General features: G+C 49.4%; 18 protein-coding genes. 8 read left to right on the top strand and 10 right to left on the bottom strand.

The window, feature by feature from the left end; all coding sequences use genetic code 11:
* The 5 genes from PY479_RS11980 to hemC all read right to left on the bottom strand — a co-directional run.
* A partial coding sequence (locus PY479_RS11980; RefSeq protein WP_275483907.1) for a retention module-containing protein occupies positions 1-2,645 on the bottom strand: 2,645 nt, incomplete at its 3' end.
* Positions 2,646-3,025: 380 nt separating this feature from the next.
* Positions 3,026-4,192: a heme biosynthesis HemY N-terminal domain-containing protein gene (locus PY479_RS11975; protein ID WP_275483906.1), complete on the bottom strand. Its 1,167-nt coding sequence runs from the start codon at positions 4,190-4,192 to the stop codon at positions 3,026-3,028.
* Positions 4,189-5,322: a uroporphyrinogen-III C-methyltransferase gene (locus PY479_RS11970; RefSeq protein WP_275483905.1), complete on the bottom strand. Its 1,134-nt coding sequence runs from the start codon at positions 5,320-5,322 to the stop codon at positions 4,189-4,191. The genes PY479_RS11975 and PY479_RS11970 overlap by 4 nt, the downstream gene beginning before the upstream one ends.
* A gap of 43 nt (positions 5,323-5,365) precedes the next feature.
* A complete protein-coding gene (locus PY479_RS11965) occupies positions 5,366-6,091 on the bottom strand; it encodes a uroporphyrinogen-III synthase (protein WP_275483904.1) in 726 nt (241 codons plus the stop codon).
* 10 nt (positions 6,092-6,101) lie between these two features.
* A complete protein-coding gene (hemC, locus tag PY479_RS11960) occupies positions 6,102-7,034 on the bottom strand; it encodes a hydroxymethylbilane synthase (protein WP_212595217.1) in 933 nt (310 codons plus the stop codon).
* A 192-nt stretch (positions 7,035-7,226) separates the two neighbouring features.
* Between hemC and PY479_RS11955 the strand changes: the two genes are divergently transcribed.
* On the top strand, positions 7,227-9,665 hold the full coding sequence (locus tag PY479_RS11955; RefSeq protein WP_275483903.1) for a class I adenylate cyclase: 2,439 nt from the start codon (positions 7,227-7,229) through the stop codon (positions 9,663-9,665).
* Positions 9,666-9,689: 24 nt separating this feature from the next.
* On the opposite strand, the gene cyaY is transcribed toward PY479_RS11955, so the two are convergent.
* Positions 9,690-10,019, bottom strand: a complete 330-nt coding sequence (cyaY, locus tag PY479_RS11950) for an iron donor protein CyaY (RefSeq protein ID WP_212595218.1) — start codon at positions 10,017-10,019, stop codon at positions 9,690-9,692.
* A 227-nt stretch (positions 10,020-10,246) separates the two neighbouring features.
* On the opposite strand from cyaY, the gene lysA reads away from it, so the two are divergent.
* The 6 genes from lysA (at position 10,247) to PY479_RS11920 (ending at position 15,381) form a co-directional block, all read left to right on the top strand.
* Entirely contained in the window at positions 10,247-11,491 is a 1,245-nt protein-coding gene (gene lysA, locus PY479_RS11945; protein WP_212595220.1) for a diaminopimelate decarboxylase, read from the top strand.
* 47 nt (positions 11,492-11,538) lie between these two features.
* Positions 11,539-12,366, top strand: a complete 828-nt coding sequence (dapF, locus tag PY479_RS11940) for a diaminopimelate epimerase (RefSeq protein WP_212595221.1) — start codon at positions 11,539-11,541, stop codon at positions 12,364-12,366.
* Entirely contained in the window at positions 12,363-13,019 is a 657-nt protein-coding gene (locus PY479_RS11935; RefSeq protein ID WP_212595222.1) for a DUF484 family protein, read from the top strand. Before dapF ends, PY479_RS11935 begins: the two co-directional genes overlap by 4 nt.
* Before the next feature lie 2 nt (positions 13,020-13,021).
* Positions 13,022-13,927 (top strand): tyrosine recombinase XerC, encoded by a 906-nt coding sequence (xerC, locus tag PY479_RS11930; protein WP_275483902.1) that lies wholly within the window; start codon positions 13,022-13,024, stop codon positions 13,925-13,927.
* 2 nt (positions 13,928-13,929) lie between these two features.
* Positions 13,930-14,667 (top strand): HAD-IA family hydrolase, encoded by a 738-nt coding sequence (locus tag PY479_RS11925; RefSeq protein WP_275483901.1) that lies wholly within the window; start codon positions 13,930-13,932, stop codon positions 14,665-14,667.
* Positions 14,668-14,781: 114 nt separating this feature from the next.
* Positions 14,782-15,381 (top strand): HupE/UreJ family protein, encoded by a 600-nt coding sequence (locus PY479_RS11920; protein ID WP_212595225.1) that lies wholly within the window; start codon positions 14,782-14,784, stop codon positions 15,379-15,381.
* An 18-nt stretch (positions 15,382-15,399) separates the two neighbouring features.
* On the opposite strand, the gene ric is transcribed toward PY479_RS11920, so the two are convergent.
* Positions 15,400-16,101, bottom strand: a complete 702-nt coding sequence (gene ric, locus PY479_RS11915) for an iron-sulfur cluster repair di-iron protein (protein ID WP_275483900.1) — start codon at positions 16,099-16,101, stop codon at positions 15,400-15,402.
* 657 nt (positions 16,102-16,758) lie between these two features.
* On the opposite strand from ric, the gene PY479_RS11910 reads away from it, so the two are divergent.
* Positions 16,759-17,706, top strand: a complete 948-nt coding sequence (locus PY479_RS11910) for a hypothetical protein (protein WP_275483899.1) — start codon at positions 16,759-16,761, stop codon at positions 17,704-17,706.
* Positions 17,707-17,735: 29 nt separating this feature from the next.
* Here PY479_RS11910 and PY479_RS11905 read toward each other — a convergent pair whose 3' ends face one another.
* Genes PY479_RS11905 through rstA form a run of 3 tightly spaced genes read right to left on the bottom strand, consistent with a single transcriptional unit; the run spans position 17,736 to position 20,168 of the window.
* Complete coding sequence (locus PY479_RS11905) at positions 17,736-18,008, bottom strand: hypothetical protein (RefSeq protein ID WP_212595228.1); 273 nt, start codon at positions 18,006-18,008, stop codon at positions 17,736-17,738.
* Between the two features lie 51 nt (positions 18,009-18,059).
* Entirely contained in the window at positions 18,060-19,388 is a 1,329-nt protein-coding gene (gene rstB, locus PY479_RS11900) for a two-component system sensor histidine kinase RstB (protein ID WP_275483898.1), read from the bottom strand.
* A gap of 3 nt (positions 19,389-19,391) precedes the next feature.
* Positions 19,392-20,168: a two-component system response regulator RstA gene (rstA, locus tag PY479_RS11895; protein ID WP_275483897.1), complete on the bottom strand. Its 777-nt coding sequence runs from the start codon at positions 20,166-20,168 to the stop codon at positions 19,392-19,394.
* Between the last annotated feature and the right edge of the window lie 306 nt (positions 20,169-20,474).

Here is a 20,474-nt window from a genome sequence, read left to right as displayed (position 1 = left end):
TCATCCCCGATGCTGATAGTCAGGGTGGCAGGTTTGTCGTCGCCATCGCTATCCGTCAGGGTGTAAGTGAAGACATCGCTGACGCCACCTTGAGAGCCTTCGGCGCGGGCGTAGCTGTAGTTGCCTTCAGCATCAATGGTCAGCGTGCCATACAGGCCGACGATAACAAAGTCACCGTTGGCGTTAGTGGTAGCAGCGTTGCCACTGGTGCTAGTGATAGCGGTCACCGAGGCATTATCGGCACCCACAGTATCGGCGCCGTTGTTGGTGGTGCCGACACCGGTAATGACGTTACCAGTGGCGCTGTTGCCAGCGGCCGCAATGCTGTCAGTGTCGTTCACCGCGGTTGGGACATCATCAACGATGCTGATAGATAAGGTTGTGCCGGAGGTTTTATCGCCATCTGTATCAGTGACGACCACATCAAAGTCGGCAGTGGTGTCATCCCCGCTGGTGTTATCTGGCAGGGTGTAGCTGTAACTGATAGTCCCGGTGCCAGTGTTGGCATCAAAGGCGTAACTGGCTGATAAGCCATCCCCCAAATACTGAGGTGTCGCACCGGCATTGACGGTATAACCGCCCAAGGTAATGCCCTGCAGACCATCATGCGCAGTAAATGTGATAGTGCCTGTGGTGGTATTGCTCCCATCGCCAGCATGAGAGCCTGCGGGTTCGCCGTTACGGGCAGGCAGACCAGCTTCGTAGACGGTGGTGGAATCACCGCCCGCCTGTGGAATATCTACTGTCGGGGTGTCATCACCAATACTGATGGTGAGGGTGGCAGGTTTGCTGTCGCCATCGCCATCGGTCAGGGTGTAAGTGAAGACATCCTCAACACCGCCGGCAGAGCCTTCGGCTCGGGCGTAGTTGTAACTGCCGTCGGCAGCAATGGTCAGGGTGCCATAAGTGCCGGCAATCGACAGAGAGCCGTCTTGGTTAGTGGTGTAACTGGTGTTGGTGCCATGTGCAATGGCCGTAACCGTAGCGTTATCGGCCCCCACGGTGTCGGCACCGTTGTTGGTGGTGCCCACGCCAGTGATGACGTTGCCGTTAATGGGATCAAAGCTACCTGCAGTGACGGTGTCAGTGTCGGAGACGGCAGTAGGCACATCGTCTGCGATATAAATGTCCAGAGAATCAGACTGGCTATTCCCGTCGGTAGCGGTAACTGTTACCGCAAAGCTTTCGGTATAACCGTTGTCGTCAGCGCCTGGGACAGTATTATTATTTACAGAAGTATCAAGCGTATAGCTATAACTAACTTCGCCACCGGTTTTATCGCCTGTGTAATTGGTCAGTACCAATGTGCCGTGTTCGGTTGTAATAGTGACAGGATCACTGCCTAAATTCTGTAACTGATCGAGAGTCAACGTCGCGCCATCGATAGTTAATGTATCAACAGTGCCGGTTGTAGAGAAACTGAACGTTCCATCTTGGGTCAGTAACGCACTATCGGGAGAACTGCCGTCTGCCAGATTTGTTTCAGAAACGGCTTGTTCTACACCATCCAGCCCCATCAAGCTAATAGTGTCATCTACACCACTGATAGTGATAGTTAACGTGCTGGTCAGCGCATCTGTTCCGTCAGTGGCAGTATAGGTAAATACGGTCTCAGCATTTTCGCCATCCGCGAGCGCTTTGGAAGCTTCACCGGTCGCCGCAAAGTTGTAGCTACCATCAGCATTTATTGTCAGCGTGCCATATTCATTTGTCAGCGTTGTTGCGGATCCACTGGTGATTGCCGTCATTGTGCCCGTAGTACCGGGCATAATGCCGGTAACCGTCAGGCTATTTCCATCGACGTCAGTATCATTGCTTAATACACCATTAATAGCGCTCACTGTCAGCGTAGCACTTTCATCGACGGAACCGACATCTGGAGCCAATTCTGGCGCATCATTTACTGGAGTCACAGTTATGGTGAGTGTTGCGGTATCACCAGCGCTGGTTGTGTAGGTAATAACTGGTACGGTGCCGTTCCAATTTGCGTCTGGAGTAAAGGTATAGCTACCGTCGCTATTGAGCGTTAAGGTACCGTTTTCCAGAGCTGCAGTATTACCGGCAGCGTAACTATTTCCTTCGACTACGTAGTCGGTGACGGTAAGGGAACCTCCGGAAATAGTGTCATTGGTCAGCACATTTCCCGTTGCAACGGTATCTTCTTCTATAGTGTTGACATCATCGACAGCGCTGCTGGCCAAATAGGTGGTCAGTGGATCTTGAGTTGTTGTGGTCCCCGCCACGGAGAAGGTCCCGGTGTCATATCCTGAACTGGCGAGAACTTCGCTACCATCACGCGAGACCGCAACATAACCTGAATCGCCACCGCCAGATATTGGGTTACCGGCAGCAGTTTCAGGTAAATTAGCGGTGGGATCTTGTCCTGCAGCGATCAAATCCTGTAATTGCTGAATTTCCGCGTCAGTGGCGGCCGCTTGCCCTTGTTGCTCTGTCGCACCAATCGCGACGTTGCTGCCATCAGCTTGAGCAAGGTTAGCACTGGCATTATTACCAATAATTAACTCGGCACCTTTAGGAATAATTTCGCCTTCCTTCACTAGGTGTTGTACGCCGTCGATAACTACAGCAATTTGACCTTTCAAGTTATTGATTTGACTGTCTTGTTGGGTAATTACGGTATTCATACTATCCACTGCCCCGCTGCAAGCCGTCCGAATGGCCTACTAAAATTGATAATAATTTGTTAGAGATGCCTACTAATTTTAGCGCGTCTTTCACAGTTTTCAGGAAATGTTAGGTTATTAATTACCCGATGTCAATTTATTGACGCATAAAAAAATCATTGTAAAACAGGATGATAAATAAGCTATTGTGTATTTTTTATGAATGTGTAAGGGGACGGTTGGGACTGTAATAAAGTGCTTGTAAATTAGTATGTTAATTAAAGATGTATTGAATTTAGATGTTGTTGTAAATAAAAATGAAGCAATATGAGTAAAAATTCATAAAATAAAGCCGCATATTGTTGCGGCTTTATCGTTATGTTCAGTCGTTAATTTGACGATTAATTTTTGCTGGCTTGCTTGTAGCAGAACAGTGCGTCAGTGTTATTTCCTAATTGCTCTTGGAGAGCCCCCAGTGCTGCCCAGTACTGGGGTTTTGGCAGTAACTTACATAACTGCTGCCATGCCTCTTTGGCCGCAGACAAATCGCGGCACGTCTCATAAATTCTTGCCATACATAACTGATAATCAGCGTGGTTATCTAATTTAGGCGCAAGTTTTTGTAGCAATGACAAAGTTTCGGTATCTTCCGCTTGATAGATATCCGCAACCGCTTCAAAAATGTCGGCTGAAACATCTTTCTTCAACTGTTTACGTAGCAGCTTTATTGCCGCGTCACGCTGTTCATGTTGCGCTAGCCCGCGCGCATAAGTCGCGATGTTTGCGTCCAGACTTTTTTCTGAACGGCTAAGCCATTGCCAGCACCTATCTAATTCCTCAATACTGGTATTGGCTGCTTGCTGCAGCAGTTCCTGATCCACCTTAACCGATAACGCCTCCCACGCCTCATCAGTTAATACTTTGCGCTTGGCTAAGGCGGGAAGTAACAACTTAAGTGCTTGCCAGTCTTGTTGCCGTTGATAAAGATCCGCTGCCAGTTTGATGACGGGAATTTTGCTTTTACTGTTGGGCTTCAGAGTATCAAGCAGCGCGCGAGCTTCTACAACTTCTCCCTGCTGCAATAAATAACGGATGCGGGTAGTTGTGACAGCCGCAAACGCGATGGGAAGTTCGGCGGCTTTATCAAGGTAGTTATCTCGTGCCTCAACTTTTAGCTGATGTTGTGCTGCTCTTGCCGCTGCCAAATAGTTCAATGCCGGAATTTCACCTTGCTCTGCACCTTTGCGCATCGCTCGCTCTGCCGCAGGCCAGTCCTCTTCAGCTAAGGCGAGTGCTCCGACTAGCGTGTGTTTGCGCGCAGCATTACGGCGCCAGCGTTGCGGTAGATAACGACTACTAAGGATAAGATGCAACAGTCCGACCAATAGCCATTCTAGTAGTTGTAACAACCCGTAGAATACCACCAAGGCAATGACTGCAAATGTCACGGTTGTCTCGAGCTGCCAGTCGAGAAATGCCACATATACGTAACCACTTTTACCCACTATGAAGGGGCTAAGACAGAGTCCTGCCAGAATGATAAGCAGGTAAACCAGCGCTCTGATCATTGTTCAGCCTCCGTAGCAGGCACCAACTTGCCATAAGTGACCAGTTGCTTCAGTTGGGCACTGCACTGAAATTGCTGCACATTGATAGGGTCCAGTGTCAGGTTTACCAATGCCTGTAATGCTTGTAGCACTTCCTGCGTATGTTCATCTTCCAGGTCGTAATATTGCTGGATCCATTTGCGCGCCATGGTGATTGATTGACGATAATTGAGCGCGTTGTATTGGTATAACGCCAATTGCGCTTGTAGCAATTTATTGCGGATATTTTCTTCTAGATACCATTCCTGCTTCGGCGATAATAATGGCGTGATGTCGGTGTTAATTTTGCGGATGGTAAAGAAATCTTCAGTCAATGCCTTCCAGGTTTTTGCCAGGTTGGACTTCCAGTCGGAGACAGAATCGGACATCTGCTGGCTATTTTCATCTGCTGTTTGCTCATGCTGCCCTAATTGGTGCAGCGGCATTTTGTCGAGCTTGCCGATAATGCCGTCTAACGTAAACACAGTGCCGGCAATATCTACGGTCTTGATGTCCTGCACATTGGCAATATCTTGCGCTAATGCCTTTCTCAGCGGCACTAATGACGGTTCTTGCATGGCGGCGATTCGTTCGTCAGCAGCTTGCAATAAGCCGACTGCAGTTTGTGGATCTTTTTCTAACCACAGTTTTCGACCAGCAATTCTCACCAGATATTCAGCTTCGGCTGCTAGCCAGTGATTAGGGTGGCGCTGGGCTAATGTGGCAATTTTGCTCTGCAGTTGCTGGTCACTTTGTTGCAGCGCTTCGATCGTCGTTTGCTGGTTCGCAGATGCTTGCTGGGATTGCTGCAGTTGCTGCGCCAATTGACGGAGTTCATTTTCTGGCGCCTGCAATGCTTGCTGCATTGACGTTGCCATCGAAGAAGTTTGTTGTGACTGTAATTGCAACTGCCAATAAAGATAACCACTACCAACACAAGCTAACACAGCGATGACAAAAGTGATTAGCACGACTAAGCGCAACGCAAGTGAACTTTTAGCTTTGGGGGTTCGTTCGGTAGCGGGCGCCGGGGATATGACTTCTGTCTCGGGCTGTGGCAGATCTGATTCGGCTGACATATTGCGCTCAACCTCTGGCTTTTCGTTGTCCATAAAAACAGTCCTTGAACAATAATGGGGCAGGCGGAGACGCAAATTACAGCGATAATGCGGCTAACATCGCTTGGCTGTTGGCTGCTGTCGCATTTGTAACATGGGATAATCCCGCAGCTGTAGCCTGACGTTCCACCCGGATACTAGGAACTATGATATGACATGCCTGCAACCAAGGAAAATACTCTTTTGGTAACATATTCAACAGATTTGTCAGCACCTCACCACTGGTAAGCAGAATAGTGTCGATGCCGAAATCTTGCCAGGTCTTAACGATTTGTTGTGCGTCGTAGCGAGGACAAATGCGTTGATATACTTCCCAATAACTGAGAATTGCCCCGCGTTGCTGGAGCGTATCGCCCAGAACTTCGCGGCCTCCTTTCCCTCGAATAATCAACACTTGGCGTTGACTCACCTTGTCTGTTTGCAATATGGGAAGTGTCAGCAAGCCTTCCGTTTGCTGTAGATCTTCAGGTGCGGGAATAACTGCAACGTTTAACGTCTTCAGTGCCTGACAAGTTGCGTCACCCACAGCAATGTAATGTTTATTGGTGGGCCAGATACCGGTGACAGATTGGTTGGCGAATTCAACGGCATTGGTGCTGATAAAGATGACAATATCAGCGTCATCCAACAAAGCAGTACCTTGTGGATTATGTATAGGCTCAATGGCCATCAACGGGGTCGTTAATGAGGCAATGCCCCGCTGTTGCAGGGCATCCTCCATTGACTGATTACGTCCTTCAGGACGGGTCAGCAGTACCTTCATGAAACTCGGCTTAATTGTTACCGTATACTGCGTCCAGAATGGTTTTCGCGCCTTTCTCAAGCAACTCTTCTGCCAGCGCATTACCCATCGCAACCGCATCCAGTTTGTGGCCTTTGACTTCACCACGGATCACCTGTGAACCGTCAGGATTACCGACTAAACCGCGCAGTAACATGTCGTCGCCATCAATTTCGGCATAAGCACCAATCGGTACCTGACATCCCCCTTCGAGGCGGGTATTCATTGCGCGTTCTGCCAGCACCCGGTAACGGGTTTCCTTATGTTCTAACGGCGCCAGTAAGGCTTTTACGCGTTGATCATCGGTACGACATTCAATCCCTACCGCACCCTGACCGTTGGCTGGCAGTGAATCTTCTGCTGGAATAAAGCTGGCAATACGTTCTTTAAGCTCAAGGCGGATCAGCCCCGCAGCCGCCAGAATGATGGCATCGTAATCACCGGCATCCAGTTTGCTAAGACGTGTGCCGACGTTACCTCGCAGATCCTTGATCACCAGATCCGGGCGGCGTTCACGCAGTTGGCACTGACGGCGCAGGCTGGACGTTCCCACTACTGCACCCTGTGGCAATTCTTCCAGATGCTTGTATGTGTTAGACACAAACGCATCCCGTGGGTCTTCACGTTTACAGATGACTTCCAGTCCGAGCCCTTCTGGGAACTCAACCGGTACATCTTTCATGGAATGTACGGCAATATCGGCTTGTCCTTCCAGCATGGCAACTTCCAGCTCTTTGACAAACAATCCCTTACCGCCAACTTTAGCCAAAGGAGTATCAAGAATGACATCACCCTTGGTACTCATAGGTAACAACTCAACTACCAGTCCTGGATGGATTTTCTCCAGCTCAGCTTTGACAAACTCAGCCTGCCACATAGCCAGCGGACTTTTACGTGTTGCGATGCGAATACAATTTTCAGACATGCCCGAATTTTTCCGTCACAGAGTTTAAATGCGGCAATGCTAACATTGCCGAAAAAATAATGGCACGCGTCATTGCTCAATCTTTGAAATCAAACCGGTTATTTATCGATTCAATTTGTGATCTCTGTCGCATAGTTTGCGCATTTTGTGAAAAGTGTTAGCATGTTTTCCCATTGTGGAAAGGGATAAATAATGATCCGGATGATCGACTTTACCCAACAAAAAGCCGAGATAGCCGAACGTCTAAACCGAGTCAGATTGGCACGAGCAAAAGCTTTATTTTCGCCGTTGCAGCGACATCTGTTTACACTGATCCCATATCTGGTTCATCACCATCATCAATCCTTGCCGGGTTATAACGGCGAGTCGACTCCTTGCGGCGTGAAAAATTTCGCGCCGGGGCCTCATCATTTTGAAGCGCTGGACATCTTCAAGCTAGAAGCGGTTGATGCGGAACCGCCCGAAGTCCCCTGCCTCGATGGTGTGTATGCCATGGGCAGTACGGCAAGCTTCGGTCAGCATCCTAAAAGCGATGTTGATATCTGGTTAGTCTACGGCGGAGAACTGGATAATGCGGGCATCGGGCGTCTACAACAAAAAAGCCGGATGCTGACCAACTGGTTTGCTGGCTATGGGTTTGAAGTCAATTTTTATCTGGTTCACCAAACACAGTTCAGCCGCGATTATCAAAGCCGTATTCACAATGAATGGGAAATCTTAGGGCATGAACATAGTGGCAGCGCGCAACACTGGTTGCTGTTGGAAGAGTTTTATCGCAGTCATATAAGATTAGCGGGCAAACCGGTGGCCTGGTGGCCGGGGGCACAGGCGGAAGCGGGCTATCTGTTCTTTGGTGATGTGCATAAACTGCCTGCGAATGAATACTTTGGTGCGTCGCTGTGGCAGTTATATAAAGGCTTGGATAAACCTCATAAAGCGTTGTTAAAAGTACTATTACTGGAAGCTTACGCCAGTGATTACCCGCGCAGTCAATTGATCACCGATGCCATTTGGCAGAAGGCGCTCGCGGGAGACTTTTCCATCGACAATGACCCCTATCTGCTGCTTTATGACGTTATTGACGTCTACCTGACTCGTGTTGGCGATACCCGACGACTGGAAATTGCCCGTCGCTGTCTGTATCTGAAATGCGGCATTCGCCTTACAGATCAACAACAACCGCAAGATTGGCGCTATCAGCAATTGCGTAAAATGGTGCTGGACTGGGAGTGGCCTTACAGTTTGGTGGCGACGCTGGATAACTGTGACCACTGGCATAGTGGCGAACTGCAATGGTTTAATGCGCAACTCAACGAATTGATGTTGGTGAGTTATCAAACCTTACTGCGCTTCGCTTCTACCCACAGCCTGAGCGAACACTTCAAGATTGAAGATCTTGGATTGCTCACCCGTAAACTGCACACGTATTTCAGCGAAAATGAGCAGCAGATCCTGCGTCTCAATCCCTTATGGAGTCAGAGTCTCGCCGAAAAGCATTTAACGATAGTGCGCAGCTCTCAGTCGCAGAAGCAGAGTTATCTTTATCGTTTGCCGCCAGAGCCGCGACAATTTTTCGGCGAAGTCGCCATTTATAAAGCGGTAGATACCGCCTCCTTAATCGCCTGGGCCTGCTTAAACGGTATCTGTGATAAACACACGCGCTGGCATGAATATGGTCGCAGCAATTCCCGTGGTCGACGTTTACGAAGGGTTGCTCTGCGATTGTTGCCTCATCTGGAAAATCGCCATTGGCGGGTGTCGAAAATGGATTTGTGTCAGCCCTGGCATTATCGCAAAGTCTTGTTGCTGCTGAATCTGGATTACGATCCAACGGTCGACTGGCCTGGACAAGGGCTGATGCTGGATATCCTGGGGAGTAATCTGTTGTCAGTAGGGCAGCAGCAGGTTTGTCTTTTGGGGAGTATTCACCTGATCAGCTTTAACTCCTGGGGTGAGTGGCATTGCCACAGTTTTCAGGGCGAGCAGGCATTGTTGCAGTTGATCAGCTATGTGGCACCCGGGCTTAAGCGGGGCGGTGAAAAAGTCGAACTGGATGTCGTCAGTGCCTCCAAGAAAGTTCAACCTCAATTGGAACACGGAATTCGTCGTCTGCTAAAACAGATTTACCGACTGATCCGCGATGCGCGGGACTCCAGAACCTTGGTTCAGCCATTACAACTCAGAGAGAAACGTTATGGGTTGTTTTTTGACGCACGCGGGGTGAGTTACCGCGATCTATCAGATGTGAAATCCCTTTATCGACAGATGGCGCGTGGCGAGTTGCAGCAGCCGCCCCAAAATGAATTAAGCAGTAAACGTCAAATCACCGTACCGCAGGTGATCAGGGATTTTGCGGTAAAGGGCATCTTGCAATATTTCCTACAACAACGTGATGGGGTTCTGGATGTATTTGTGATGGATGAACGCAATCAACTCAGCTATTACCTGCAGGCTGGCGCTGATGTTAGCGAGTTGGTGGCGCAACTTACTCGTCACTATGCGTTTGGTGATATTCAGAACTTACGGGACCGCTTTAACTTCCCGCAATTTTTTATGCTGGTGACAGAAGAAAACAAAACGTCGGCGATTCCGTTTGGCTTTGCCTCTGGAACCGGACAGTCAGAATTCTGACCGCCGCAGTTCAGTCTCGGCGGCTTAAAAGGATAATTTCAGACCGCTCTGCTTGGCGATGGCAGCTTGTACGAAAGGTAAGAATTCACCACCATTGCGGCCATCCAACCACTTACCATCGACATAGCCAAAGTGATAACCACCAAAGCGTGTGGCAACCCAAATTTCGTGTAACGGTTCCTGTTTATTGATGACAATCTTTGAGCCGTCAGTAAATTCCAGTTGCAGAACATTGCCAGTCGTATCAATGTCTACATCCGCATCGTCATTATCAATGGCATTTTCTACCGCCGTTTCGATTAAATCGAACATTTCGTCGGCAAGTTGGTGATATTCGCTGTCTGACATGGCCATGCAATTTCTGTCCTTTGCTTTCATTAAGATGAATGCGATTATAAGGCCAATGTAAATCGCCTGCACAGATGTTGATTGAAATGAGATTGCTTATTGCTTGTACCTTAGCCGGCCTGTTGCTGACAGGCTGCGGTCAGAAAGGACCGCTATATAAAAGCCCGGTCAAAGAAACGAACCAGGCACAACCAACTCCGCCAGTAACCCCGCCACAGTCAAAGTGAGGAATCATGGACTATTTTAATTTTCGTGAGAAGCATCTATTTGCTGAGGATTGCGGTGTAGCGGAGCTGGCAAAACAGTATGGTACGCCGTTGTATGTTTATTCCCGTGCGACATTAGAGCGCCATTGGCATGCGTTTGATTCGGCAGTGGCCGAGCATCCGCACATGATCTGTTACGCGGTGAAAGCCAACGCTAACCTGGCGGTGTTGAATCTACTGGCACGTATGGGCAGTGGTTTTGACATCGTGTCTGGTGGTGAGCTGGCGCGCGTTGTCGCTGCCGGTGGCGATCCTGCCAAAGTGGTGTTTTCCGGGGTAGGTAAAACCGCTGCAGAAATGAAGATGGCGCTGGACTTGGGCATCTATTGTTTCAATGTCGAGTCGCTGGCAGAACTGGAACAGCTGAATGATGTAGCCGCAGGCCTCAATACGGTTGCACCGGTTTCTTTGCGTATTAATCCTGACGTAGACGCAGGCACCCATCCCTATATTTCTACCGGACTGAAAGAAAACAAATTCGGCATTGCAATGGTTGATGCTGAAGCGGCCTTTGTGCGGGCGATGGAATTGCCTTATTTGCAAGTCAAAGGGGTGGATTGCCATATCGGTTCGCAGTTAACCGAGCTGCGACCATTTCTGGATGCTATGGATCGTGTGTTGGCACTGATTGACCGCCTGGCCGAAAAAGGTATCGAAATTCATCATCTGGATGTCGGTGGTGGTTTGGGCGTGACGTATGATGCAGAAAATCCACCGATGCCTAACGTGTATGCCAGCGCCTTGCTGGAAAAATTACAGGGCCGCGATTTGCAACTGATATTTGAGCCCGGGCGTGCGATTGCGGCCAATGCTGGCATTTTTGTTACGCAGGTGCTGTATCTGAAGGAAAACTCAGGGAAAAATTTTGCGATTGTCGATGGGGCGATGAATGACCTGATCCGTCCTGCCTTATACGGTGCATGGCAAAAAATTATTCCGGTGCGTCAGTACCGCAGTACCCCAAAAGTTTACGATATCGTAGGTCCAGTATGTGAAACCGGCGATTTCCTGGGTAAATCCAGAGAGTTATCTATTCGGAAAGGGGATTTGCTGGCCGTGCGTTCCAGCGGTGCTTATGGCTTCGTGATGTCTTCCAACTACAACACTCGCCCACGAGTGGCAGAAATCATGGTCGATGGTGATAGCCATTACGTTGTTAGAGAGCGCGAAAATCTGCAGCAACTCTGGCAAGGTGAACACCTGCTGCCGTAAACTAGCCGTAGTGACCTTTTTGCGCCAGTGGCGACAGAGGAGCAAGATTGATTCAGTTCACTAAAATGCACGGTTTGGGCAATGACTTTATGGTCGTTGATGCTGTGACCCAGAACGTATTCTTTTCGCCTGAGCAGATCCGGCGATTGTCTGACCGGAATTTCGGGGTCGGGTTTGACCAACTGTTGCTGGTTGAACCGCCGTATGATCCGGATTTAGATTTCCACTACCGTATTTTTAACGCCGACGGCTCTGAAGTGGAGCAGTGCGGTAATGGCGCTCGCTGTTTCGCGCGATTTGTGCGCAATAAAGGCCTGACCATTAAGCAAAAGATTAAGGTGAGCACCTCCGCGGGCAAAATGACCCTGAGACTGGAACGTGATGGTAACGTGACGGTGAATATGGGGGTGCCGGTTACCGATCCCGGTCGCATTCCTTTTAAGGCCAAAAAAGCTGAAAAGACCTATCTTTTACAGACAGAAAGTCAGACGTTTCTGTGTGGTGCCATCTCGATGGGGAATCCCCACTGTGTGATTGAGGTGGATGATGTCAGCACGACTGATGTGCCACAATTGGGTGCAATGCTGACCAACCATGAACGTTTTCCCAAAGGGGTGAATGTAGGCTTTATGCAGATTGTCAACGAAGGCCATATTAAACTGCGGGTGTATGAACGCGGTGCGGCGGAGACACTGGCTTGTGGTAGTGGCGCCTGTGCTGCCGCTGCTGTGGGGCAACTGCAAGGTAAATTAAATCAGGTAGTACGGGTCGACCTTCCTGGTGGCAGTTTAACCATCAACTGGGAAGGTGAAGGTAAACCTTTATGGATGACAGGACCGGCAGAACACGTGTACGACGGACAAATACAATTATGACCGAAACAGTGGCAACTGAAACCGAAGTGACCGAGCGTATGGATGCGCCGTTTGATGAACAGATTATCCGCGAGTATTTACTGGATAATCCTGATTTCTTCACCCGTTTTCCGGAGCTGCTGCTGGCTATGGTGCTGCCTCATGGCGAAAAAGGCACGATTTCGCTGGTAGAAAAACGTCAGGAGATCCTGCGTCATCGGGTCAATCAGCTGGAAGAAGAGATTACCACGCTGATGTCGATGGCCACGCGCAATGAGCGGATCTATCGGTTTAATACCCAACTGTGTCGTAAATTGCTGGACTGTGAAGATATCGGTGAGTTGCGCCAAGTGCTGACGGCTGAACTGAAAAGTGAGTTTCATTTCAGTCATGTGCGGCTGATCACCGTACATGATATCGATTCTGAGCTTTCCACCATTTGGCATAAACGACTGAAAAAAGGTTACTATTTTGGTCGTCTTACACGTCAGGAATCTCATCGTTTGTTTGGTACGGAAGTTGGCTCCGTTTCGCTTGCACGGTTGTCAGAAGATAACGGTCAGGTAATTTTTGCGATTGCCAGCGAAGACGTGACCCATTTTCACCCAGAGATGGACAGCATGCTGTTGGAGCAGGTCAGGCAGTTACTGGATCATTTGCTACCTAAGCTGTAATCATGACGGCGCTGACTGAATCACACTGGTTATCGCAATTTGAGCGGTTCCTGAGCGCAGAGCGGCAGTTATCCCCGTATACCGTACGTAACTATCTCAGTGAATTACTGCGAGTGGGTGAGTTATTGCCAGACGTCAGTCGTTGGGAAGAGATTCATTACCAGCAGTTGCAAGGCGTGTTGGCAAAACTGCATCGGCAAGGATTGAGTCCTCGCAGCTTGTCGTTGAGCCTTTCAGCCCAAAAGCAGTTTTTTACGTTCCTGCTGCGTGAAGGGGTTATTCACAGCAATCCAGCGAAACAGTTATCTGCGCCCAAACAAGCTAAACCATTACCTAAGAATCTGGACACCGACAGTGTCAGTCACTTGCTGGATATTGAGGTCACTGACGCTATTACTGCTCGCGATAAAGCCATGATGGAACTGTTTTATTCCAGTGGTTTGCGTTTGGCTGAACTGGCGGCGTTGGATCTGCAAGACATGGACCTGAAGCAGGCTCAGGTCAGAGTTTTGGGGAAGGGCAGTAAAGAACGGTTACTGCCGGTGGGGTCCATTGCAGTCAATGCCATCAATGTGTGGTTAAGTTATCGTCGTCAATTGCCTTGCCAGGAGCCGGCGCTGTTTGTGACAGGCAAAGGACAGCGTCTATCCCACCGCGGGATCCAGGCGCGCTTAGCTTACTGGGGGCAACAGCAAGTGATTAATGGCCGAGTACATCCTCATAAGCTGCGACATTCGTTTGCGACCCATATGCTGGAATCCAGCGGCGATCTGCGCGCAGTACAGGAGCTGTTGGGGCATGCTAATCTGGCAACCACACAAATCTATACCAGTCTGGATTTTCAGCACCTTGCTAAGGTATATGACAGTGCTCATCCGCACGCTAAAAAAGATAAGCAGCGGGATTAAGCATGCATAGCTTTCTTCGTCTGTCGCCTTTTCGCGCTATCAGTTTTGATCTTGATGATACCCTCTACAATAACAAACCCATCATTGCTGCGGCAGAAGTTCAATTACTGCGCTGGTTACAGCAACAGTATCCGGCAACCGCTGCCTGGTCTCAAGGGGATTGGCGTAACCTGAAACTGCAGGTGCTATCGCAGCAACCGCAACTGATCCATGATACTTCTGCAACGCGCCAAGCGGTGTTGCACCGTGGCTTAAAGCGACTTGGCTATGATGACACTGTAGCGCACCAGGGGGCTATTGATGGACTCAACTATTTTTATCGACAACGCAGTGATTTCAAAGTGTCTGCTGCCGTGCTGACTTTGTTGCGGGAGTTAGCAGAATACTGGCCGCTGGTTGGTATTACGAATGGCAATGTGGATGAACAAGCGATTGGGTTAGATGGTGTCTTCTCTTTTGTGTTGCATCCCGGCAATGGCGTGCGGATGAAGCCTTTTCCAGATCTGTTTATGATGGCTGCCGAAAAACTCGATGTGACGCCAGCGGAGCTGCTGCATGTGGGGGACCATCCGGATACTGACGTAAAAGGCGCTCGTATGGCCGGGTGTCAGACCATTTGGTTAAACCCGGGTTATGGACAAACTGCCCGTAAACTCCCCGGCGCATTGTTACCGCATTGCAGTATTGCGTCTTTAGCGCAATTGCGCCCCTTGTTGTTAATTCAACATTCACTGTGTTGAGCGCAATTTTGCGAGCTTGGTTCTGCATGGTTGCCATATTTTTATTATCATTTATGTAACATATGCTTTATTATTGAGTTACATAATCTGCGTTGTCTTCTGTTGAGGTCGAGATTGTCCGCTGTTGATCCCCGTCTGATGCCTTTGATGTTGCTTGGTATCAGCCTGCCTGTCGCTGCCCAAGACGTGGTTGCGACGAGTGGCTTTATGTCGGGTTTGCTACATTCATTTCAGGGAATGGATCATATTCTGGCTGCATTCAGTGTCGGCATGCTTTGCACCATGCTGGAAAAGCGCGTCGTCTGCTTGATCCCGCTCGCTTTCATGTTTTTCATGTGTCTGGGGAGTATTGCGGGCATCTTAAATGCGCCGTTACCCGTCGGTGACTCGTTTATGGCCTTGGGTGTGGTGGCTCTGGGCGTGGTTATCGCGCTAAATCGCAATATGCCAATCTCGTTTGCTATGGCATTGGTTGGGGTATTTGCGGTTTTTCACGGTTATGAGCACGGCGCGGCTATGCCTGCCGACGCTGCCCCGGTAACTTATCTCGGTGGCTTGATGATAAGTACCATAATGCTGCAGTTAGTTGGAATTCTATCGGGAAAGATATTGATAGTTTTGGATAAAAATAGTCGGTTGATCCGCATTACTGGCGGTGCCATAGCGATGTGTGGCGGTTACCTCATCCTCGCGCTGTTATTGCAGGTCCCGTAATCGGGACCTGCAAACTCATTACGGTTCCAGTTTTAGCGCTTTTGGAAACAGCACATTATTTTCCAGATGAATATGACTGAAGAGATCTTGCTCAAATTCAGCCAGTGTCGCGTAGCAAACTTTCCAGGTAGTGCAGGCATATGCTGGCGGTTGATAATTATTCGTCAGACCGCGTAGTTTTTCTAAAATCTGTCCGGCTTCCTCATGTTCATATTCCATGGCATTGACTGGGTGTTGCAGCGTACCAAAGCAGCTTTCATAAGCTTCGTGGTTGCTCAGGGCGCGTATTGCCGGAAACAGTATCATCTCCTCTTTCTGAAGGTGTGGCAGCAGATCGGCAATCAGTGCCTTGATCCACCCTGCAATCGGTTTAATTTCAGTGTATTTTTCACCATGCGCGCGGACCATTTTGTTCGCGTATTCCAGCAGTAACGGTGCGGTCCGCCTGATGTATTGATGGTGCGTAGATTCAATATGGTCGATCAATGCCGGTAATGATAACCGAGTTAACTGATCCTGCTTTTGTCCGGTTTCGCCAACGTGTTGTAATGCTTGCAGAACTTCTGATGGATTGGCATTCGCACGCGTACAGGCGGCATCCAACATGCGACCACCGCCGCAACAAAAATCGATGCCAAAATGAGTGAATACATGCGCATAACGAAAATCTTCTGCCACAAAATCGCCAACGCGACGGCTAAGTTGAATATCTGACGCCATAACAGAACTCCGGTGTAATAAATTACATGTATTATATATGCATCTTTATTTGTGACACCATTAAGTTGACTGTTTTGCTAGGTTAAGCACAAAAATTTAAAGCACCATACCGCTATAAAAGGAAACTACGGATAGTTAGACGCTGACCAAACTCTGCAATGCCCTTTATGCTCGCAATAACCAAGCGAACCATACAATGTAAGCAACATTGGAGCGGATTTCCGGATTAAAACATCATCTCTTGCTGTCATCACAACTCATTGCTCACAGGATTAAGCTCACTGCAATATCAGCCTCAGCCATTCATCGCTTCCGCTAATACAAACAAATAGGGGGATGGCGGGCTCAGTATTTGTTAGATGGATCATGCTGCAAGATCTGACTTCAGGAGGATGCTAGGCGCCCAGCTAGCCCCAATGTTGTACGCAGTGGTGTTGCTATGATCGGACGTTATCCATTGCGGTGACTGAGCACCTCAGTAAGTATGAATTTGTCCCCAATGATGCACTCTTAACTCGGTTTATTCGGCGTTGCCATCGGTGTCGGATAACGGTAGTCACCATATGACTTTTGTTGATTTTTTAAGCATATTGCTATCCAAAACAGTGAATTAGGCTTTACACTTAAGCGGTATCTCAATTTTCGGTTTGCAACTATATGTCATTTTCCCCGTCAATCCGGGTGGTTACTTGTTTAGGTCGGCAGCTGGTGGCGGGAGTCCTGCTGTGGCTGATGCTGGGATCTGCAGCCGCGGCAGCAGAAGCCACCATATTTTACTATCAGGCGGCTGAAGGGCGATTAGATGGTCGCAAAACCTATACTAACGCGCTGCTACAGTTGGCTCTGGACAAGACGGTCGATGACTATGGCCCCTACGAGATGCAGGAAGCCGGACGAGGACTGAATAAGGCCAGATTGCTTCGAGAGTTGGAACAAGGCCGGTTTAGTAACATGTTTGTGCGAGCCTCAATTTCGGACGACTTATTGCAACGCTTTACCGCCGTACCCTTTCCATTAGCCCGAGGGCTGGAGGGGTATCGGGTGGCATTTATCCGGGCGGCGAATGATGAGCAGGAACACCGTTTTTGCCAGGTGGAGCGCGCCGCCTTGCAGCGCTTGAGTATTGTTCAGGGGATAGGTTGGCTGGATACTAGGATATTGCAAGAAAATGGTTTTTCAGTGCAGCCGATCAGCAGTTACGAAAATATGTTTAGCATGTTGCACAAGCAGCGTGCGGATCTGTTTTTTCGTGCCGTGAATGAAATCGATGTCGAGTTGCACAGTGTGATACACGCGCACAAGGTGCTGAGAGTGGAGCCTTGTCTGGCCCTGTATTATCCGCTACCCCGGTTTTTTATTACCGATAAAAGCAATCGTCGCAACGCGGAACGAATATACCGTGGCTTAGTGAAAGCTTATAGCGACGGCAGCTTTGTTAAGCTATGGGAACGTAACTTTGCTAGCGCGATGACTCAGTTGCAGGGGCGGCAGATCATTAGCTTAGACAATCCGTTCATCCGGCAACTCGATCCTGCCTATCAACAATATAATGCGGTGATCGACCCATATTTATCTTCCCCTAAAACTGAAAAAGCCCTGCATTAGCAGGGCTTGATTACACATTAATCAGTGCGTTATTTAGCGGTTTTAGCAGCGGCAGCCTGAGCTTCAGTTGCTGGCGCTTTCTTTTCTGCTTTCTTGGTCTGCTTTTTCACAACTTTCTTGGTAGTTTTCTTGTGATGCTGTTTTTTCACTTGTTTAACTTGTGGTTTGCTGGCTTGTTTAGCCGGTGCAGTGGCAGCCGCAGTTGGCGCAGCATCGCTGGCTGGAGTGGGTTCAGCAGCCATTACAGCAGCAGTATTCAGGGCAAAAACAGCGGCAATAGCCAGTGGCAACATTTTATTCATGATTCAGACCTCGGATTGATGCAGGAGCCCAGTGCTCCTTTGCTAGTTATATTAGGTATGCCGAAGGTCAGGATCTGTGTTGCTCTGGTAACGGTTTGTATCCAAATGTACAGGCAGCTGGATACAAAATCGCGCACCCTGTTGACTAGGTTGCAAACTGACTTTGCCACCATGCAATTGGACAATACTGCGCACAATGGCCAGCCCGAGGCCGATACCGCCAGTGCGGCGATCACGACTTTCATCAAGCCTGACAAATGGTTCAAAAATGCGGTCCGCTTCCTTGGCGGCGACGCCGGGGCCGTCGTCCTGTACCGCAAGACTGAACTGTTCAGGTGAGTCTTGTGTGAGGATTATCTGTACCTCGCGATGGCCGTGACGAACCGCATTGCCGACCAGATTATCCATGGCGCGCGTGAGTAATCGCAGATCACCGCGCCAAAAGAGTGGGGTCTGCGGGCAACTGAGTATAACCTGATGGTTTGCCCCTTGTGCCTGCCAGTCGGCCAAGCGCTCGCGGGCCCACTGTCCCAACTCAACCTCGGTCAGTTTTAGCGGCAATTCCGGCTGATTTAGTCGACTGTAAGTCAGCATTTCTTCAATCAGAAATTCCAGCGCTTCAATATCATGTTCCAGCGCCGCTTTATCCTTGTCAGCTGGCGCAGGCTCAAGTAGCTCCAGCCGATAACGCAAACGGACCAGCGGCGTGCGCAGTTCGTGAGCAATGGCATCTGTCAGTTGTTTACGGCCGCTGATCAACTGCTGCAGCCGTTGCGCCATCTGATCGAAGGTCATGCCTAGTGTCGCCAGACTGCTGCTATTGTCCAGCGCGGCTCTGGCATCTAATTCGCCGTTCCCCAAACGGGTTGCCGCGGCTTCCAGTTGGCGCATGTCGCGCCAGTGCGGGCGCATCCACAGCAGAATGGGTACCGCCAACGACAGCCCCAACACAATAATAAATCCCAGAATTAACCAATGTTGTTCCTGACGAAACGACAGGTAAGGTACTGGCCCGATAATCAGCACCATATTGCTGTTGGGAATCCGTTGGCGAAACGTGGCATCGTCCTCAACAATGGCAATATTCCCTGCTTGCAAAAACGCAATATCTTCACGGGATAGCGGCTGCTCGTCCAGGGTTGCCGTATGCAGGCTAAGGTGCAGTCGTTGGCTGAAATTGTGGATTTTATCTGGCCATTGCGATTGTGGTACGGTGGCAAGTTCCTGAGTAAAGCGATCAAGAAAGTCCTGCACTAATCCTTCCAGATATCGATTGCCGGTACGCTCAGCAGTGAACTGGTAAATGCCGCCCATCAGCAGCGCAGCCGCCAAAAAACAGGCAATAACCAGCAGGTAGAATTGAGTAAACAGGTGGCGCATGCGTTAAGACCACTCGTCTGCGACTAACAGGTAACCCTTATTGCGAATGGTTTTGATGCGAGTTGGTAACTCGGCATTATCACCGAGTTTTTGTCGCAGTCTGGAGATAGCGACATCCATGCTGCGATCCATGCCATCATATTCGCGCCCTTTGAGTTGTTTGAACAGCGTCTCACGACTGAGGATCTGGCCGCTGTGGCTTGCCAGTTCCCATAACAGGTCAAAGTCGCTGGTGGACAGCGCTATCGCTTGCCCCTGCAACCGAACATCACGGTTGTTATAGTCAATTATGAGCGTGCCCAGTTGTAGCCGTTGGGTGGCTTTGGGAGCTTGTGGTGCGATGGCGGCCAGCTGTCTCAGTTGTACTCGCAGGCGTGCTACCAGGACGTTCGGGGGGGTGGTTTTAAGAATATAATCGTTAGCTCCGAGTTCCAGCGCCAGTACCTGATTCATGTCGCTATCGAGTGACGTCAGCATGACGATTGGACCGTTGAAGCATTGGCGGAGTTCGCGGCAAAGCGATAGCCCGTCCATGCCCGGTAACATGATATCCAGTAACACCAGATCCGGCTTTTCGGCGGCAACCCGTTGCAACGCCATATCGCCACGAGGCTCCAGCAATACTTGCATGTCATGCCGTGCCAGCCAGCCACTGATTAATTGGCCAATTTCCGGCTCATCCTCTACCAACAAAATGCGATGCATATCATCTCCCGCTGAGTGCTGCATCAGCATAACGCAGTGGTAGCGGAAGAAAATGGGGAAAGTGAAATATTTCATCGGTTCATTCTGTGGCGAGATATAGAATGAACCGCGCGAGCAGAAGGATAGGCATATACAGCTGTCGCCTTTTATTTAAGCGATTGCTGAACTGCACTTCATGCCGATAAATTGCATTTCATGCCGGTATGGTGGCGACTCATTTTATCTTTAGCTGTAGCTATTGTGGTGGCTTGGCCGAAGGCGTTTATTGACCTCATCAACAGCAAATTTCAGCGGATAACGTCCGGTTGCGAGGTGTATGTTATGAGCGTCAATCAAACCATTTCCCTGGAAGGATATACCCGTCAGCAGGAGCATGTGACA

Origin of the sequence: Shewanella sp. A32 (assembly GCF_029167175.1) — a bacterium.
Taxonomy (GTDB): domain Bacteria; phylum Pseudomonadota; class Gammaproteobacteria; order Enterobacterales; family Shewanellaceae; genus Shewanella; species Shewanella yunxiaonensis.
This window is presented reverse-complemented; position numbering and strand designations above follow the sequence as displayed.

Excerpts from the sequence above, each read along its gene's own strand:
- PY479_RS11975 (WP_275483906.1), bottom strand. The coding sequence starts at position 4,192 with ATGATCAGAGCGCTGGTTTACCTGCTTATCATTCTGGCAGGACTCTGT.
- PY479_RS11970 (WP_275483905.1), bottom strand. The coding sequence starts at position 5,322 with ATGGACAACGAAAAGCCAGAGGTTGAGCGCAATATGTCAGCCGAATCA.
- PY479_RS11965 (WP_275483904.1), bottom strand. The coding sequence starts at position 6,091 with ATGAAGGTACTGCTGACCCGTCCTGAAGGACGTAATCAGTCAATGGAG.
- hemC (WP_212595217.1), bottom strand. The coding sequence starts at position 7,034 with ATGTCTGAAAATTGTATTCGCATCGCAACACGTAAAAGTCCGCTGGCT.
- PY479_RS11955 (WP_275483903.1), top strand. The coding sequence starts at position 7,227 with ATGATCCGGATGATCGACTTTACCCAACAAAAAGCCGAGATAGCCGAA.
- cyaY (WP_212595218.1), bottom strand. The coding sequence starts at position 10,019 with ATGGCCATGTCAGACAGCGAATATCACCAACTTGCCGACGAAATGTTC.
- lysA (WP_212595220.1), top strand. The coding sequence starts at position 10,247 with ATGGACTATTTTAATTTTCGTGAGAAGCATCTATTTGCTGAGGATTGC.
- PY479_RS11935 (WP_212595222.1), top strand. The coding sequence starts at position 12,363 with ATGACCGAAACAGTGGCAACTGAAACCGAAGTGACCGAGCGTATGGAT.
- xerC (WP_275483902.1), top strand. The coding sequence starts at position 13,022 with ATGACGGCGCTGACTGAATCACACTGGTTATCGCAATTTGAGCGGTTC.
- PY479_RS11925 (WP_275483901.1), top strand. The coding sequence starts at position 13,930 with ATGCATAGCTTTCTTCGTCTGTCGCCTTTTCGCGCTATCAGTTTTGAT.
- ric (WP_275483900.1), bottom strand. The coding sequence starts at position 16,101 with ATGGCGTCAGATATTCAACTTAGCCGTCGCGTTGGCGATTTTGTGGCA.
- PY479_RS11910 (WP_275483899.1), top strand. The coding sequence starts at position 16,759 with ATGTCATTTTCCCCGTCAATCCGGGTGGTTACTTGTTTAGGTCGGCAG.
- PY479_RS11905 (WP_212595228.1), bottom strand. The coding sequence starts at position 18,008 with ATGAATAAAATGTTGCCACTGGCTATTGCCGCTGTTTTTGCCCTGAAT.
- rstB (WP_275483898.1), bottom strand. The coding sequence starts at position 19,388 with ATGCGCCACCTGTTTACTCAATTCTACCTGCTGGTTATTGCCTGTTTT.
- rstA (WP_275483897.1), bottom strand. The coding sequence starts at position 20,168 with ATGAAATATTTCACTTTCCCCATTTTCTTCCGCTACCACTGCGTTATG.